This window comes from Exiguobacterium sp. s152 (assembly GCF_018618335.1).
Classification (GTDB): Bacteria; Bacillota; Bacilli; order Exiguobacteriales; family Exiguobacteriaceae; genus Exiguobacterium; species Exiguobacterium chiriqhucha.
The window spans coordinates 649,410-665,226 of record NZ_JACSLX010000001.1 but is presented as its reverse complement, the minus strand read 5'-3'; the positions used below and the strand labels follow the sequence as shown (position 1 = coordinate 665,226).

Genomic DNA, 15,817 nt, shown 5'->3' with positions numbered 1-15,817 from the left:
CTGTATGGAACAGAAAAAAGCCCTTTCTCCGTAAAGAAAGGGTGACGATCATTTGACGATGATGACCGGGGCGAGGGCGCGTTTGGCGAGCTTATGGCTGACGCTGCCGAGCACGAACTCTTGAAACGTGTTCAGTCCGCGTGAACCGACGACGACGTACTCGTACGGTTGATGGTTCGCATATTTGACGAGCTCGACGTCCGGCTCCCCGCGAAGTTCAATATATTCATACTCAAGCCCGGCTGCAACGATTTGATCGAAGAGCGGTTGCAACATCTGCTGACGCTTCGTTTCAAGATCGATTTTTCCGGTCGAGTTGAGTGCGGCTTCTTTCGATTCTTTGGCGCTGACGACATGGACGATGTCGATGGATGCGTCTGATGCCTTGGCGAGCTGAATCGCTTTCTCAAGTGCCCGCTTCGAGTGGGCAGATCCGTCTGCCGCTAAAAATACCTTTCCCATTGAAACGTCCTCCTCTTTCACACAATCTACTTTTAGTATATGCGATTTACTAGAGCCATGGATATAAAAAAGGGAGCGAACGTGAATGTTCGCTCCCGAAGAAATTGAATCAATGGCCGGCGCTTGTTTCTTGTTGCTTCAAGTGCAGCGCGAGCGTGTTGAGCAGTTTCTCTGAATCTTTGTTCAAGTTCAATAGTTCCGGCTCGATCCCGACTTCACGGTACTTGAAGACAACTTTATCGATGGCACCGATGGCCGAATCGTCCCATAGATGCGTGTTCGAGAAGTCGATTGTGACATGTTTGACACCGTCTTCGGCGTCTTCGGTCACATCGAACTGATTGACGAACTCGGACGTCGAAGCGAAGAAGAGCTGACCGTTCACGATGTAGCGGGCACGGTCGGCGTCTACACTGCGGTCAAGTTCGACTTTCGAGATTTTTGCGGCGAACAGGATGGCTGCCGTCAAGATCCCGGCGAACACACCGAGTGACAAGTCGTGCGTGACGACCGTGACGAGCACCGTCACGAGCATGACGACCGTATCCGATTTTTGAGCGGTGCGCATCGCTTTGAGCGAGCCCCAGTCAAACGTCGCATACGAGACAAAGAACATGACACCGACAAGGGCGCCGACCGGGATGAGCATCAACACATCACTCATCGTCATGATCATGATGAATAACGCGAGTCCAGCGACGAACGTCGACAGACGGCCGCGAGCACCGGACGAGACGTTGATGACCGATTGACCAATCATCGCACACCCTGGCATCCCGCCGAAGAGACCGGCGATGATGTTGGCGATACCTTGTCCTTTTGATTCTCGGTTCTTGTTCGAATCCGTGCCCGTCATGTCATCGACGATTTGTGCCGTCAACAGCGACTCGATCAATCCGACGAAGGCGAGGGAGATCGAGTAGGGGAGGATGATCATCAACGTCTCAAACGTCAACGGGACGTTCGGGAATAAAAATTCCGGGAGCGTTGCTGAAATCGTACCCATGTCGCTAATGTTTTTCGTCTCGAGCCCGAGCGTGACCGCCAGAATCGTCATGACGACGATGGCGACGAGCGGTGCCGGGATGACTTTGTTGATGCGTGGGAACAAGAAGATGATGGCGAGCGATCCAATGACGAGCGCCCAGATAATCCAGCTCTCACCTTCAAAGTTCGTCAACTGTGCCTGGAAAATCAAAATCGCGAGCGCGTTGACGAAGCCGACCATGACGGCGCGCGGGATGAACTTCATCAAGCGGGCGATGCCGAAATAGCCGAGCGCAATTTGAATGATTCCGGCGAGAATCCCCGCGGCGAGTAAATATTGTAACCCGTAGTCGGCGACGAGCGAGACGATGACGAGCGCCATCGCCCCGGTCGCAGCCGAAATCATGGCCGGACGACCACCGGCAATCGAGATGACCATCGCGATGATGAACGACGCATAGAGTCCAACCATCGGATCGACGCCAGCGATGAGCGAGAAGGCAATCGCCTCAGGGATGAGGGCGAGCGCGACGACGAAGCCGGCTAGGACGTCGGCCCGGACGTTGCCGAGCCAATCTTGTTTAATCGTATTCAATTTTTCCAAAAGAACACACCTCTCTATATATTTTTTGACTTTGATCTCCGAGTCTCACGAAGATCAAACACCGAATTATATGAGAGAAGTCGTTCGACCGACACATGTTTTCACAACGTGTTTCATCATACCGAACTTTTTATGAGAAGACAATTGCTCCGCATGAGAAACTATGGTATTTTCATAACGTAAAGGTTATATAACGGATTTGTTATACAGAGAAGGAGAATGATGATGCATACGGTAGATGATTTAAGTAAAGTGCTCAAAGTACTCGCCGATCCGACCCGTTTGACGATGCTCAAACAAATGCAAGGCGGAGAGCAATGTGCCTGCAGTTTTGTTGATTGTTTCGACATTTCGCAGCCGGCCATCAGCCGCCACTTGAAGATGATGCGGCAAGCAGGGCTCCTGTTAGAGCGCCGCGACAAGCAATGGATTCACTATCGATTGAACGAGACGAGCCCATTCTACTCAATCGTCATCGATTTGCTCGACAAAATCGAGACGGTCGAGGCGAATTGTGACTGCGAAACGGACTGTGCGATTTAAGGAGGAGTCAACGATGAAACTTGAAGTATTCGAACCAGCCATGTGCTGCCCGACCGGACTTTGTGGTCCTTCAATCGATCCGGAGCTAACGCGGATTGCGACCATCCATTACGTATTAAAACAACGCGGCTTTGATGTGGCCCGTTATAATCTCGCCTCCGAGCCAAACCGATTCGTCGAGAACGTCCATGTTCAAGCAGAAATCGCGAACGGCCTTGAGACGCTCCCACTCACGGTCGTCGACGGTGCCGTCGTCAAACGAGGCGCTTACATGACGAACGAGGAGATTGCCGAGTTGACAGGACTCCCGGTCGAAGCGTTCGCGAAACAAGATGGCGAAAAGCCGAAAGTCCGCATCACGCTTAAAAAATAAGGAGGCGGGTCATGATGAATCGCTTTGATTTCACGACAATCGAACCAACGCGCTATATGTTTTTGACCGGTAAAGGCGGTGTCGGCAAGACGTCGACCGCTTCGAGCCTCGCGTTGACGCTTGCTGACCGCGGTAAGCGAGTCTTGCTCGTCTCGACCGACCCTGCGAGCAACCTTCAGGACGTGTTCGAGATGGAGCTCGACGAGACACCACGCCTCGTCCCGGGAACCGGTCTGTTCATCGCGAACTTCGACCCGGAAGAGGCGGCGAAGCAGTACATGGAACGCATGGTCGGTCCTTATCGCGGTGTCCTTCCGGACGTGGCCATTCAGTCGATGGAAGAACAGCTGTCCGGCGCCTGTACGGTTGAGATCGCGGCGTTCGACCAGTTTACCGAGTTACTGACGTCTGAGTCGGCACGTGAGACATACGATCACGTCATCTTTGACACGGCACCGACCGGTCACACGCTACGGTTGTTGACGTTGCCAAGTGCGTGGGACGAATTTTTAGAGACGAATACGACCGGCGCGTCTTGCCTTGGTCCGCTTGCTGGTCTGGCCGACAAGCAACAGCAATACAAACGGGCTGTCGAGACGCTCACCGACGGCAGCGAGACGACATTGATGCTCGTCGCCCGTCCCGAGACATCGACGCTCGTCGAGGCGGCGCGTGCCGCGACCGAGCTTCACGCGATTGGCATCGAGCGGATGCAACTTGTCATCAACGGCGTCGTCGCATCAGACGAAGAGACTGACCGCTATACGAAACGGTTCATCGAGCGTCAACAACAGGCGCTCCGTGAACTTCCGAAAGGTGTCGCCGACCTCGAGACGTTCACGCTGTCATATGCGTACGAGAACCTCGTCGGTGTCCCGGCGCTCCGACGCTGGGTGAACGGGGAGACGGCCACCGTCCCAAATACACGTTATGACACGAGTCATTATGGCTCGATTGACCGACTCGTCGATGAAATCGAGCTGGATGGACCGAGCGTCATTATGACGATGGGGAAAGGCGGTGTCGGCAAGACGACGCTTGCCTCGCTCGTTGCCGTCGCGCTCAGTGAGCGAGGGCACGCCGTCCATTTGACGACGACGGACCCGGCTGCACATGTGGCTTTCACAATCGGTCTGGACGTCCCGGATACGTTCACCGTCGATGCGATTGACCCGAAAGTCGAGATCGAGAAGTACCGGATGGATGTGTTCCGGGAAGCGGGGGATATGAACGACGAGCAGCGCATGATGCTCGAAGAGGACTTGCGTTCGCCGTGTACCGAGGAGATTGCCGTCTTCCGTGCCTTCGCTGATCAAGTGGCGAAAGCGAAAGACCGCTTCGTCGTCATCGATACGGCGCCGACAGGTCATACGCTTCTTTTGTTGGACGCGACCGAGAGTTATCATCGCGAACTCGAACGGTCGACAGGGGTCGTCCCGGAAGCGGTTCGCGACCTGTTACCAAAACTGCGCGACCCGAAACAGACGCACGTCATCATCACGACGCTGCCTGAAGCGACACCAGTGTATGAAGCTGAGCGACTCGTCGCTGACTTGGAACGGGCCGAGATTCAACCGTTCGCCTGGGTCGTCAACCAATCGTTCACACCGCTCGATGTGACAAGCAAGTTGCTGACGGCGAAAGTCGCGAGCGAGGCGGCATGGCTCGAGCGGGTGAACACCTATCCGCGTCCGACGTTACTCGCATGGCAAGAACAACTGCCGGTCGGTTATCCGGCACTGTCACAACTACTCAAGGAGGAAGTTACATGAACATCACGAATGAAGCGATTGATTTTATGAAAGACGCACTGGTTGAAGAGGAAATCAAATCAGTTCGTATCTGTACGGAAGCCGGGTGCTGTGGACCGACGCTCGGTCTCATCGTTGCGGCTCCGGAAGCGACGGATGACGTCAAAGACTTTGACGGCCTCACGTTCGCCGTCGCGAACGACGCTGAAGCGATGGCGGAAAACGTCACGCTCGACGTCGAGTCGACGGAAGACGGCGCTAGCCTCGTGCTTCGCGGCTTGCAACAGACTTGCTAAACAAATAGAGAATTATTGGAGGAACTCATTGTGCAGTGGATTGCTAGTATCATCTTTTTGGTGACGCTCTTCCTCATCATCAAGCAACCGAAAGGCCTCGGCATCGGTTACTCGGCGATGGGGATGGCGGCGCTTGCCCTCATCACTGGAGTTGTCAATTTGGATGACGTCGGTACTGTCTGGGGCATCATTTGGAATGCGACGTTCACATTCGTCGCGCTCATCGTCATCTCGCTCATCTTGGACGAGATTGGTTTCTTTGAATGGGCGGCCTTACATATGGCTCGCATCGCCAAAGGCGGCGGCGTGAAGCTGTTCGTCTATATCACGTTGCTCGGTGCGCTCGTCGCGGCGCTGTTCGCGAATGACGGGGCGGCGCTCATCTTGACGCCGATTGTCCTCGCCATGGTGCGGGCGCTCAAACTACCGGATGCGGTCGTTTTGGCATACGTCATGGCGTCTGGGTTCATCGCTGATACGGCGAGTCTGCCGTTCGTCGTCTCGAACCTCGTCAACATCGTCTCGGCCGACTTCTTCGGCATCGGTTTCGCCGAATATGCGGCGCGGATGGTGTTCGTCAACGTCTTCGCCGTCGCCGGAAGTTTGCTTGTCTTGTATTTGTATTTTAAAAAGGATATCTCGAAACGCTACGATGCATCGAATTTGGTTGAACCGGCCTCGGTCATCAAAGACCATAAAATGTTCCGCTTGTCGTGGGTCGTGCTCGCACTTCTCGTCATCGGATACTTCACAAGCGATATCGTCGGCATCCCGGTCTCTCTCGTCGCGGGGATTATCTCGTTGTTCTTCCTGATCATGGCGAACCGTTCACCGGCCGTGCCGACCCGGTCCGTTCTACGCGGGGCGCCTTGGGCAATCGTCTTCTTCTCGCTCGGGATGTATATCGTTGTCTACGGTCTGCAAAACGCGGGACTGACGCAAGTGCTCGCCAACTTCATCGACTGGTTCGCCGTGAACGCCTTCAGCGCTACGTTCGGGATGGGCTTCTTGGCCGCCATCTTATCATCGGTGATGAACAATATGCCGACCGTCATGATTGACGCGCTCGCCATCGATTTGACGAATACGACCGGTCAGATTCGGGAAGCACTCATCTATGCGAACGTCATCGGGTCCGATCTCGGTCCGAAAATCACACCGATTGGGTCACTCGCGACGTTGCTATGGCTCCACGTGCTCCGTACGAAAGGGCTTAAAATCGGTTGGGGTCAATACTTTAAAGTCGGGATCATCTTGACGATTCCAACGCTCGCCATTACCTTGCTTGGACTATACATCAGCCTACTACTTTACTAAGGAGTATTTAATATGAAATTGATCATCATCGGTTCAGTCGCCGCCGGTACATCGGTCGCGGCAAAAGCACGTCGTAACAACGAAGACGCACAGATTACGATTTACGACCGCGACTACGATATCTCGTACTCGGGTTGCGGCATTCCGTACTATGTCGGCGGTGAAGTCGAGTCGCGCGACGATTTGACGCCTCGCGATGCGGCATTCTTCAAGAAACGCTACAACATCGACGTTATGACACGTCATAACGTGACGGCAGTCGATGCCGACGCAAAGACGGTCACGGTCGAGAACCTTGAGACGGGTGAATCGTTCACGGACAGCTATGATTCGTTGGTCCTCGCGACAGGTGCCTCGAGCATCATCCCGCCGATTCCGGGTGTCGATTCGGACAACGTGTTCCCAATCCGTAACATTCAGAATGCGGAAGCGACACGTAACTTCGTCGATGCGACGAACCCGAAACATGCAACGATCATCGGCGCCGGATTCATCGGTCTTGAGATGGCCGAGCAGCTCAAACTACGTGGCGTCGATGTCACCGTCATCGAGCGTTTCCCACAAGTGATGCCGCCGCTTGACAAAGACATGGCGTGCCGCGTCGAGGATCACCTCGAGAAGAACGGCATTGAGCTCATGCTCGGTGAGACAGTGACCGAACTCGTCGGTGATGGTCATGTCGAACGTGTTGTCACGGGGAGTGGCAAGACGATTGATACGGACCTCGTCATCCTCTCCGTCGGTGTCCGTCCGAACACGGAACTCGCGAAGTCGATTGGTGTCACAATTGGCGAGACGGGTGCAATCGCCATCAATGAGCGGATGGAGACAAACGTGAAGAACGTCTATGCGGCCGGCGACGTCGCCGAAAGTTTCTCGCTCGTCACGGGCAAACCGATTTGGCGTCCACTCGGTTCGACGGCGAACAAGATGGGTCGTGCCCTCGGGGACCTCATCACAGGAGGCGACCTTGAACACCGTGGCATCCTCGGCACAGGCATCTTCAAAGTGTTTGGCCAAGCCGTCGCCCAGACCGGTCTATCGGAACGTGAGGCCCGCGAGCTCGGATACGACATCGAAGTGCTCCATAACACGAAACCGGATAAGCCGGCCTATATGGGCGGAAAAGACATGACGATTAAAGCAATCGGCGACCGGGCGACACGTCAATTGCTCGGCGTTCAAATCGTCGGGTTCGAAGGTGTCGACAAGCGCATCGACGTATTCGTCACGGCCATCACGTTCAAGGCGAAAGTCGATGATTTGTTCCATCTCGATCTCGCGTACGCGCCGCCGTTCTCGACGACGAAAGACCCGGTCATGTACACGGGCATGGTGCTCGCGAACAGTATGGACAAAGCGGCCCGCCTCATCACACCAGCCGAACTGCAGAAGCGGATCGATGCGGGTGAAGACATGCAGATTATCGATACGCGTAAAGCGGCACAGTTCGAGAAAGCATGTGTCGACTGTGCGGTCAACATCCCGCTCGGTAACTTGCGCGAAGCCGCCAAGGACATGGACAAAGACAAGCCGACCGTCGTGTACTGCAATGGCGGGGTGACGGGGAACGCGGCCCAAAACGTGCTCCGTAACCTCGGTTTCACCGACGTCTACAACTTGTCAGGCGGAAACAAGAATTATCAATTATTCAAAAAATACGGGAACTAACACAGACGGCGTCCGACCATTCGGACGCCGTTTTTTGGTATGCTGAATCATGAGGTGAATCAGATGAACTATAAGCTGTTACATGAGAAGTTCGAACGGAGAAAGCAGTGGCTCATCTTTGAGAAGGAGGAGGTCGTCCGTCGGGTGATGGTCCGCTATAAGGCGCGCGTCATCCCAAAAGCAGACATCATGGACTTGGTTAACGATGATCAGTTGTCGTATGACCATATCTTTTGTTGCTTAACGATTGATGACCCGCGTATGATTGATAAAATCTTTACGGAAAAGGAAAAAAAGGACCATCGCTGGGAACGAGACGATAACGCACGACGTGGGATGGTGTACAAACATAAGGACGAGGCGCATCGACGATACAATCAGTTGATCCTCGACGAGATGGAAGGGCGCCGACTCGACATCATATTCGAAAGTAAGGATGGAAAGTTCGTGACAGGTTTTCTGACGAGGGATATGTCAACACAAGTTGTCTCTTATATCTATGCACATACCGGCGCAGCAAAATTCACCGGGCTCATCCCGCGCTCGTTGTGGTCGCCGGATGTGACAGACGAAGAGTTCAAGTTGAGCTATCGTTGGTACTTAGAGGCGTTGGAAGAGTGGAACAAGTTATAAGGGAATGCCGAGACGACCTACGAACAGGTCGTCTTTTTTGCCATCACATTCCAGTCCAAGGCAAGAGATAGGAGTCATTCCCTATTGTTTAAAAAAACATTGTATTCCGAAAAGGAAACGTTTACAATTTTTTGTGTAAGCGTTTTCCTAAAATTGTGCTACAAGGAGGGACCCACATGATTAACAAACGATGGAAACAGGCATGGGCAGTTGTGCTAACGTTTGCACTAGTGTTCTCAATGTTTCCGATGTCATCGTCCGCTCTCGATAAGGGGAAGTCGACGCTCGTCGTCGTTCACTATCAAGAGGCGCCGGACAATCAAACAGATTGGAACTTATGGCTTTGGGCGAATAACCCAGATTATTTCCCGAATAAAGCCTTCGCCTTCAACGGCGAGGACGATTTCGGCAAGGTGGCGGCCTACGAATTCCCGGTCGATTCACCTGAGAAGCTCGGTCTCATCGTCCGTACGGACAACTGGGAGAAAGATAAAGGGTCGGAGAACGACCGCTTCATCACGAGCGATATGATTAAAGACGGCGTTGCCGAAGTGTGGATCAAGTCAGGGGACTCAAAGATCTATACGTCGAACCCGGACGGGGAAACGGCAGCGACGGACGTGGATATGAAAGTTCATTACTTCCGTTACGACAATACATACACGGACTGGGGTCTTTGGACATGGCCAGACGGTAGTGACGGTCAAAGCATCAACTTTGATGAGACGGACGCATTCGGTGGTGTCGCGAACGTGAAGTTCGCCAACCCGGACGCGAAGAAGCTCATCGGACTCGTCACGAAAAAAGGCGAATGGGCCGAAAAAGATGGCGAAGACCGTTTCGCGCTCAGTACGGCGAAAGAGATTTGGCTCGTCGAAGGGGATTCGACGATATACTACTCAGAGCCGGAAATCGATCGCTCACCGAAAATCATCTCATTCGAGGCGGACACGTTCCGTCAAGCGGAGCTCACGCTCAACCGCGTCATCGATGAGAAGTTCTTGAGTGAATTGACGGTCGAAGGTGCGACCGTCGAATCGGTTGAGAAGTCAGGCGACAAATCGGTCACGGTCCGTTTCAAGGCCGACATCGACTTGGCGGCGGTCATCACGGCGAAGCATCCAACGTTCGGAGACAAAGTGCTCCAAGCGGGCGACGTGCTCCGATCACCGGAGTTCGATGCGAAGTACGCTTACGACGGCAAACTCGGCGTGACGTACAAGCAGTCGAAAACACAGTTCGTCCTCTGGGCCCCGACGGCTCAAGACGTGAAACTCGAACTATGGAACATGCCGAAAACACGTCCAGCTTCAGATAAAGATTTGAAGAAAACGATTTCGATGAAACGTGGCGAGCGCGGCACATGGGTCGCAAACGTCCGCGGCGACTTGGACGGCATCGGCTACACGTACAACGTCAAGCACGCATCAGGTAGCGTCCGCGCGGTCGATCCTTACGCGACGGCGGTCGGTGTGAACGGGGACCAAGGGGTCGTCGTCGACTTGAACGAGACGAAACCGAAACGTTGGAACGCGATGAAGCCAAAATTGGCGAAACGGACAGATGCCATCATCTATGAGACGCACGTCCGCGACTTGTCGATTTTCGACGTCACGTCAGACAAGTACGACTCAGGCATCAAAAACAAAGGCAAATATCTCGGCGTCGTCGAGCCAGGCACACGCCTTCTCGTCAACGGCAAGAAGACGGCGACGAAGACGGGTCTCGACCATATGAAAGACCTCGGTGTCACGCACGTCCAGTTCATTCCGGTGTACGACTATAACACGGCCTCGGTCGATGAGACGAAACCGGATGCTTCGTACAACTGGGGCTATGACCCGAAAAACTATAACGCGCCGGAAGGCTCGTACTCGACGAATCCATATGACGCCAAAGTCCGGATTCGCGAGATGAAACAAATGATTCAAGGGCTCCATGACAACAACTTGCGCGCCGTCATGGACGTCGTCTATAACCACATGTTCGATGCGCAAGCCTCGAACTTGCACAAAATCGTTCCAGGTTACTACTACCGCTACACAGAAGGCGGCGACTTCGCGAACGGAACGGGCGTCGGCAACGACACCGCGTCGGAACGCAAGATGATGCAGAAGCTCATCGTCGACTCGGTCGTCTATTGGGCGCAAGAGTACCATTGGGATGGGTTCCGTTTCGACCTCATGGGCATTCATGACGTCAAGACGATGAACCAAGTCCGTTCGGCGTTGAACAAGGTCGATCCATCGATTCTCGTCTTCGGCGAAGGATGGGACCTCAGCACGCCGCTCGACCCGGCGAAAAAAGCGAACCAAAAGAACGCCTATAAGATGCCAGGCGTCGCGCACTTCAACGACAACATCCGCGACGGGCTGAAAGGCAGTGTCTTCATCGACACGGACAACGGCTTTATCAACGGAAAAGCCGGCCTTGAGAACCGCATCAAGACATTTATCGTCGGCGAGATTGACTATAGCGCCGACATCAAAGGCTTTACGAAAGAACCGACGCAAGCAATCACGTACGTCGAGGCGCACGACAACCACACGCTTTGGGACAAGCTCGAACTCACAAACGCGAAAACGTCGGAAGCAACGCGTACGAAAATGCACCGTCTCGCGTCAAGCATCCTCTTGACGAGCCAAGGGACAACGTTCATCCATGCCGGTCAAGAGTTCATGCGGACGAAAGAAGGCGACCACAACTCGTACAAATCGCCGGACCGCATCAACCAAATGGACTGGAAACGGGCCGCTGACCGCAAGGCGGACGTCCAGTACATGAAGGGCTTGATCGAAATGCGTAAAGACAACCCAGGTCTTCGCATGACAAAAGCAGCGGACGTTAAGAAAAACTTGAAATTCTATAAAGCCGAAGCGAACGTCATCAGCTATTCAATCGATGACAAAGCGCCAGGCCAAAAGAAAGACTTGTTTGTCACGCACAACGCCAACGGCAAGACGGTCAAAGTGAAATTGCCAAGCGGGCAATGGAACCTCATCGTCGATGGGAAACAAGCGGGCACGAAGGCGATTAAACGCGTCTCGGGCACGGTCGATGTACCAGCTTACAGCTCGGTCGTCGTGAAACAACGTTAAGTAGTTCACCAGAGGTCAAACGACCTCTGGTTTTTTTATATGTCCATCCGGTTCGATGTGCGATTCCGAAAAATCATTCCCATGCTTGTTCAATCGAACAGCCCGCACATCGTCCTGCTTTTTTATCGCGTCCGGGTAGAAAACGGGTGTGGTTTCCCTTAAGATGGGAGGGACAGAACGAAAGAGGAGATACATGAGATGGACATTCAGGCAGCCCGAGACTTTTTCTCACAACTAAAAGGCGATCAGACGGACCGGCTCGATGAGATTGCGAAAGAAATCGACCGTACGGGAACGTATACGCTCACGACCGACGAGTTGACCGAGGGCGCGAAACTCGCCTGGCGGAACTCAAACCGATGCATCGGCCGTCTGTTTTGGCAGACGCTCACCGTCCGGGATGCCCGTGACGCGGAGACGTTCGACGATGTGTTCGAGGCACTTGTCGACCATCTGCGCTATGCAACGAACAGCGGGAAAATCCGCTCGACGATGACGGTGCTCCCGAACGAGTTCCGTCTCTTGAACACGCAACTCATCCGGTATGCGGCATATGAGACAGAAGACGGCATCATCGGCGATCCGCTGTCCTTGACAATGACGCGTCAGGCCGAACGACTCGGTTGGAGCGGGGCCAGGACTGCGTTTGACATCTTGCCGTTGCTCATCACGGATGGGCGTGACGTTCGGCTCTATGAATTGCCGGACGATGCGGTACTCGAGGTCGACATTCAGCACGAGGCGTACGACTTGTTCGACGGACGGCCGATTAAATGGCACGCCGTTCCGGCCATCGCCGACATGGAACTGGAAATTGGCGGGCTGCGCTTCACCTCGGTCCCGTTCAACGGTTGGTATATGGAGACCGAGATCGGGGCACGCAACTTGGCAGATACGGACCGTTATAACTTATTACCGCTCGTCGGCGCGTCGCTCGGGTTCGACACGTCGAAAGAGCGGACGCTTTGGCGCGACCGGGCGCTCGTCGAATTGAATGTTGCCGTCTTGCAGTCGTTCGAGCGGGCCGGGGTGACAATCGTCGACCACCACACGGCGGCAAAACAGTTCAAACGGTTCGAGAAGAACGAGCAGGACGCAGGACGCGACGTGACCGGGAAATGGAGCTGGCTCATCCCGCCGCTGTCACCAGCCGCGACGCACGTGTTCCATCGCCATTATGATGACAAAATTGTGACGCCGAACTTGTTCGCACGTTCGGGTTGTCCGTTTTCGGCGTTTCAACCGAAGGCAAAAGAGGAATCTAAAGCCTAGAACCGAAACGAGAGGATGATGAACGTGGCAGTCCCAATTTGGAAACGTGCCGTTGCCAGTCAGATTGACCAACTCATTTTTCAAACGCCTGCGAAACTCGTCGAGAAGACGATTCGGAAAAAGTTGTTTCCTGGAAAAGAAGTGAAACGTTACTATTTACCGACGCTCGTGACGATGGCCGGGGAAGTGTACTTCCTACTCAACAAAAATGGCCAGACAATTGGCGACCAAGTCGTGGGGATTAAAGTCATCAGTCAAGACGGGCGACCGCTCTCGCTCGAACAAGTCGTAAAGCGGACGTTGTATAAAGACGTCGTCTATCCGGCGACACTCGGTCTGCCGTTGTTAAAAGCGTTACAACAAATCAAGTCGGGCAAAGACATGGAATTGCCGCACGATGAGTTTGCCCATACGAAACTGATTTCGACACGATGAGTCGAAGCCGAAGACAGCGCGACGATGAGTCGAGCTGTCTTTTTTCGTCTGAATCAGTCGGAAAGGAACGAATCCAAAAAATAAGGTATAATGAGAAAGGAAAAAATTGAACGACCATTGGAGGATTTTTGTTATGACCAAAATCGCATGGATTACCGATAGTATGGCCAATTTCTCGAAGGAAGAGGCGGCCCGTCTCGGTGTCGATATCGTCCCGATTCAACTGATTGTCGACGGCAGCGGCTACAGCGAAGTGGACTTGTCGATCGAAGACTTGCACCGCTATATGATTGATCAAAAGAAGGAGGCGAAGACGTCTCAGCCAATCTTCGGCGACTTCATCGCCCGCTATGAGCGCTTGAAAGAGGAAGGGTATGACTGCGCGATCGCCGTCCACTGCTCGAATGGCTTGAGTTCGACGGTGAAAAACTCGAGTGCAGCGGCCGAAGCGGCTGGCTTCAAAGTATATACGGTCGATTCGCACGCAGCGCTCGAAGCGCAACAAGAACTCGTCCGTCTCGGTCTCGCCGCCGAGGCGGAAGGCAAGTCGGTCGAAGAGATTGTCGCCTTGCTCGAAGCGTGGCGCGACAAGAAAAACTTCTTCATGATTATCGGCAACATGGAAACGATGCGCCGCGGCGGCCGTGTCTCGTCAGGCGAGATGTTTCTCGCCAATATCTTGAACATCAAACCGATCATCACGCTCGATGAGACGGGGAAAGTCATCCCGTTCAAAAAAGCACGGTCTCTCAAGAAAGCATACGCCGAGATGGTGACCGAGCTCGAACGCCGTCACGCCGCGAACGGCATTCACAACAACCGTGTCTTCGTCCAGACGGCACTCGCGCCGGAGATGCAAGACAACATCGTCGCGCTCATTCAAGCGAAATTGCCAGACATTGAAATCGTCAAGACGCGTTTCTGTCCGTCGATTGCCGTCCACGCAGGTTTTGAGACGGTCGGGATTCTCTGGCTCAACGCTTAATTAGAAGAGGAGGAAGTCCGATGGAAGCTGTCACCACGCTCACGGCGTTACAGGACCGGATTGCAGGCTCGGACCAATTGCTCGTCTACGTCTCGCATCCGACCTGTAGCGTCTGCCACTCGCTCAAACCGCAAGTCGAAGAGATGTTGACGGAGTTTCCCGATATCGAGGCGATTGCCATCGATTCGGACGAGGTACCGGAAATTGCCGGCGCCTACTCGATTTTCACCGTACCGGTCGTCCTGTTTTTCCTTGACGGCAGAGAAACGCTCCGCCGGGCCCGATTCGTCCCAATCGGCGAACTGACCCATCAACTCGAACGTCTCCAAGAGATGCGCAGCTAAGTCCACAGACACGGGTCTGTGGATTTTTTGATTGTCGGAGCCGGACACGGGGAATCAGGACAGTAGTTGCGTCACTTTTTGGATGAAGAAATGGGGATACGCAGATGAAGCTGATACGTCACTCTGAATGGGCCGACACGAAGCTCACACTACATCTGTTGTCGCAAATTTTAGGGAAAATCAAACTCGGGCTCGCCCCGCAAGAACCACAATGGGCCCACGTCACGTTGCCGCTCACCGTGAATGGGTTTTCGACCGGGCCGCTCTGGAGCGGGGAGACGTTGTTCGAGGTGGACATCGATGTTGCGGCCAGAATCATCACGGTGCACGTCGAATCAAATCGGACGATGTTTCCGCTTGAGGACGGGAAATCGCTCAAAACGTATTACTCCGAAATCATCGGTACGCTTCAAGCGTCCGGCGTTCGACTCGAACTCAATCCGAAGACGCAGGAGATGCGAGAATTGCGATATCTGGACCGAGATGAGGCGCCGCTTGCTTACGATGCCGATGCCGCGCAGAAAGGAGTGCGATTGTTCCAATATGCCGCGCGGGAACAAGCGGCATTTCTCGCCCCGCTCCGATGCCGAAAAGTGAAACCGGCCTTGTTTTGGGGCACGTTCGACGTCTCGTCAATCATCGTCTACGGGGAGTCCGAGCCGTTCCCGGAAGACAAACTGATTGAGAAAGCGGCGTTCGATGAGCACATGATCGAGTTCGGGTTTTGGCTCGGCGACGACTCCGTCGATGGGCCGATGTTCTTCATCTTGCCGTCTCCGTTCCAATACACCGAGCTTGACTCGGAACGGCTACAACCGACGGACGCCTACTACGACGCCAAGATGAGCGAATGTTTTTTATCGTTGGAGAAGGCAGGGCGGTCAAGTGACGTCCGAGCGTTCTTCCGGACCTCGTTCGAATTGTTGAGTGAACAACTCGTATGGGAAGGGTGCGCGCATTACTTCTTGTCGCTCGATATGCCGCCGCAACCAAAACAAGAGCCCACAGACGAACGTCTGTGAGCTCTTGTTTAGTTCAATCGATTA

15 protein-coding genes are annotated in these 15,817 nt (G+C 53.9%); 13 read left to right on the top strand and 2 right to left on the bottom strand.

Going from position 1 to position 15,817, the window contains the following annotated elements:
• Positions 1-48: 48 nt before the first annotated feature.
• Together KNP72_RS03405 and KNP72_RS03400 are read right to left on the bottom strand one after the other, a co-directional pair.
• Positions 49-462, bottom strand: coding sequence for a universal stress protein (locus tag KNP72_RS03405; RefSeq protein ID WP_214751611.1), 414 nt, complete (start codon positions 460-462; stop codon positions 49-51).
• Positions 463-571: 109 nt separating this feature from the next.
• Positions 572-2,053 carry a SulP family inorganic anion transporter gene (locus KNP72_RS03400; RefSeq protein ID WP_214832131.1) on the bottom strand — a complete coding sequence of 494 codons (1,482 nt, stop codon included), beginning with the start codon at positions 2,051-2,053 and terminating at the stop codon, positions 572-574.
• Between the two features lie 225 nt (positions 2,054-2,278).
• On the opposite strand from KNP72_RS03400, the gene KNP72_RS03395 reads away from it, so the two are divergent.
• From KNP72_RS03395 to KNP72_RS03335, 13 genes are all read left to right on the top strand, one after another.
• Complete coding sequence (locus KNP72_RS03395; protein WP_021066456.1) at positions 2,279-2,596, top strand: ArsR/SmtB family transcription factor; 318 nt, start codon at positions 2,279-2,281, stop codon at positions 2,594-2,596.
• A 13-nt stretch (positions 2,597-2,609) separates the two neighbouring features.
• Positions 2,610-2,969: an arsenite efflux transporter metallochaperone ArsD gene (gene arsD / locus KNP72_RS03390; RefSeq protein WP_029594925.1), complete on the top strand. Its 360-nt coding sequence runs from the start codon at positions 2,610-2,612 to the stop codon at positions 2,967-2,969.
• Between the two features lie 14 nt (positions 2,970-2,983).
• Positions 2,984-4,741 (top strand): arsenical pump-driving ATPase, encoded by a 1,758-nt coding sequence (gene arsA, locus KNP72_RS03385; RefSeq protein WP_353048437.1) that lies wholly within the window; start codon positions 2,984-2,986, stop codon positions 4,739-4,741.
• Entirely contained in the window at positions 4,738-5,016 is a 279-nt protein-coding gene (locus tag KNP72_RS03380) for a Fe-S cluster assembly protein HesB (RefSeq protein WP_214718056.1), read from the top strand. The genes arsA and KNP72_RS03380 overlap by 4 nt, the downstream gene beginning before the upstream one ends.
• Before the next feature lie 30 nt (positions 5,017-5,046).
• The gene (locus tag KNP72_RS03375; protein ID WP_214718054.1) at positions 5,047-6,333 is read left to right on the top strand and encodes an arsenic transporter; all 1,287 of its coding nucleotides are present in this window, start codon (positions 5,047-5,049) and stop codon (positions 6,331-6,333) included.
• Between the two features lie 12 nt (positions 6,334-6,345).
• Complete coding sequence (locus tag KNP72_RS03370) at positions 6,346-8,004, top strand: FAD-dependent oxidoreductase (protein WP_214832129.1); 1,659 nt, start codon at positions 6,346-6,348, stop codon at positions 8,002-8,004.
• A gap of 63 nt (positions 8,005-8,067) precedes the next feature.
• On the top strand, positions 8,068-8,637 hold the full coding sequence (locus tag KNP72_RS03365) for a hypothetical protein (RefSeq protein WP_214832128.1): 570 nt from the start codon (positions 8,068-8,070) through the stop codon (positions 8,635-8,637).
• Between the two features lie 176 nt (positions 8,638-8,813).
• Positions 8,814-11,735, top strand: a complete 2,922-nt coding sequence (gene pulA, locus KNP72_RS03360) for a type I pullulanase (protein WP_214832127.1) — start codon at positions 8,814-8,816, stop codon at positions 11,733-11,735.
• 198 nt (positions 11,736-11,933) lie between these two features.
• The gene (locus tag KNP72_RS03355; RefSeq protein ID WP_214832126.1) at positions 11,934-13,007 is read left to right on the top strand and encodes a nitric oxide synthase oxygenase; all 1,074 of its coding nucleotides are present in this window, start codon (positions 11,934-11,936) and stop codon (positions 13,005-13,007) included.
• A gap of 18 nt (positions 13,008-13,025) precedes the next feature.
• Positions 13,026-13,442 carry an RDD family protein gene (locus KNP72_RS03350; protein ID WP_251128828.1) on the top strand — a complete coding sequence of 139 codons (417 nt, stop codon included), beginning with the start codon at positions 13,026-13,028 and terminating at the stop codon, positions 13,440-13,442.
• Between the two features lie 133 nt (positions 13,443-13,575).
• Complete coding sequence (locus KNP72_RS03345; protein WP_214832123.1) at positions 13,576-14,427, top strand: DegV family protein; 852 nt, start codon at positions 13,576-13,578, stop codon at positions 14,425-14,427.
• Between the two features lie 20 nt (positions 14,428-14,447).
• Entirely contained in the window at positions 14,448-14,771 is a 324-nt protein-coding gene (locus KNP72_RS03340) for a thioredoxin family protein (RefSeq protein ID WP_214832121.1), read from the top strand.
• 104 nt (positions 14,772-14,875) lie between these two features.
• Complete coding sequence (locus tag KNP72_RS03335; RefSeq protein ID WP_214832119.1) at positions 14,876-15,793, top strand: DUF5996 family protein; 918 nt, start codon at positions 14,876-14,878, stop codon at positions 15,791-15,793.
• Positions 15,794-15,817: the final 24 nt, after the last annotated feature.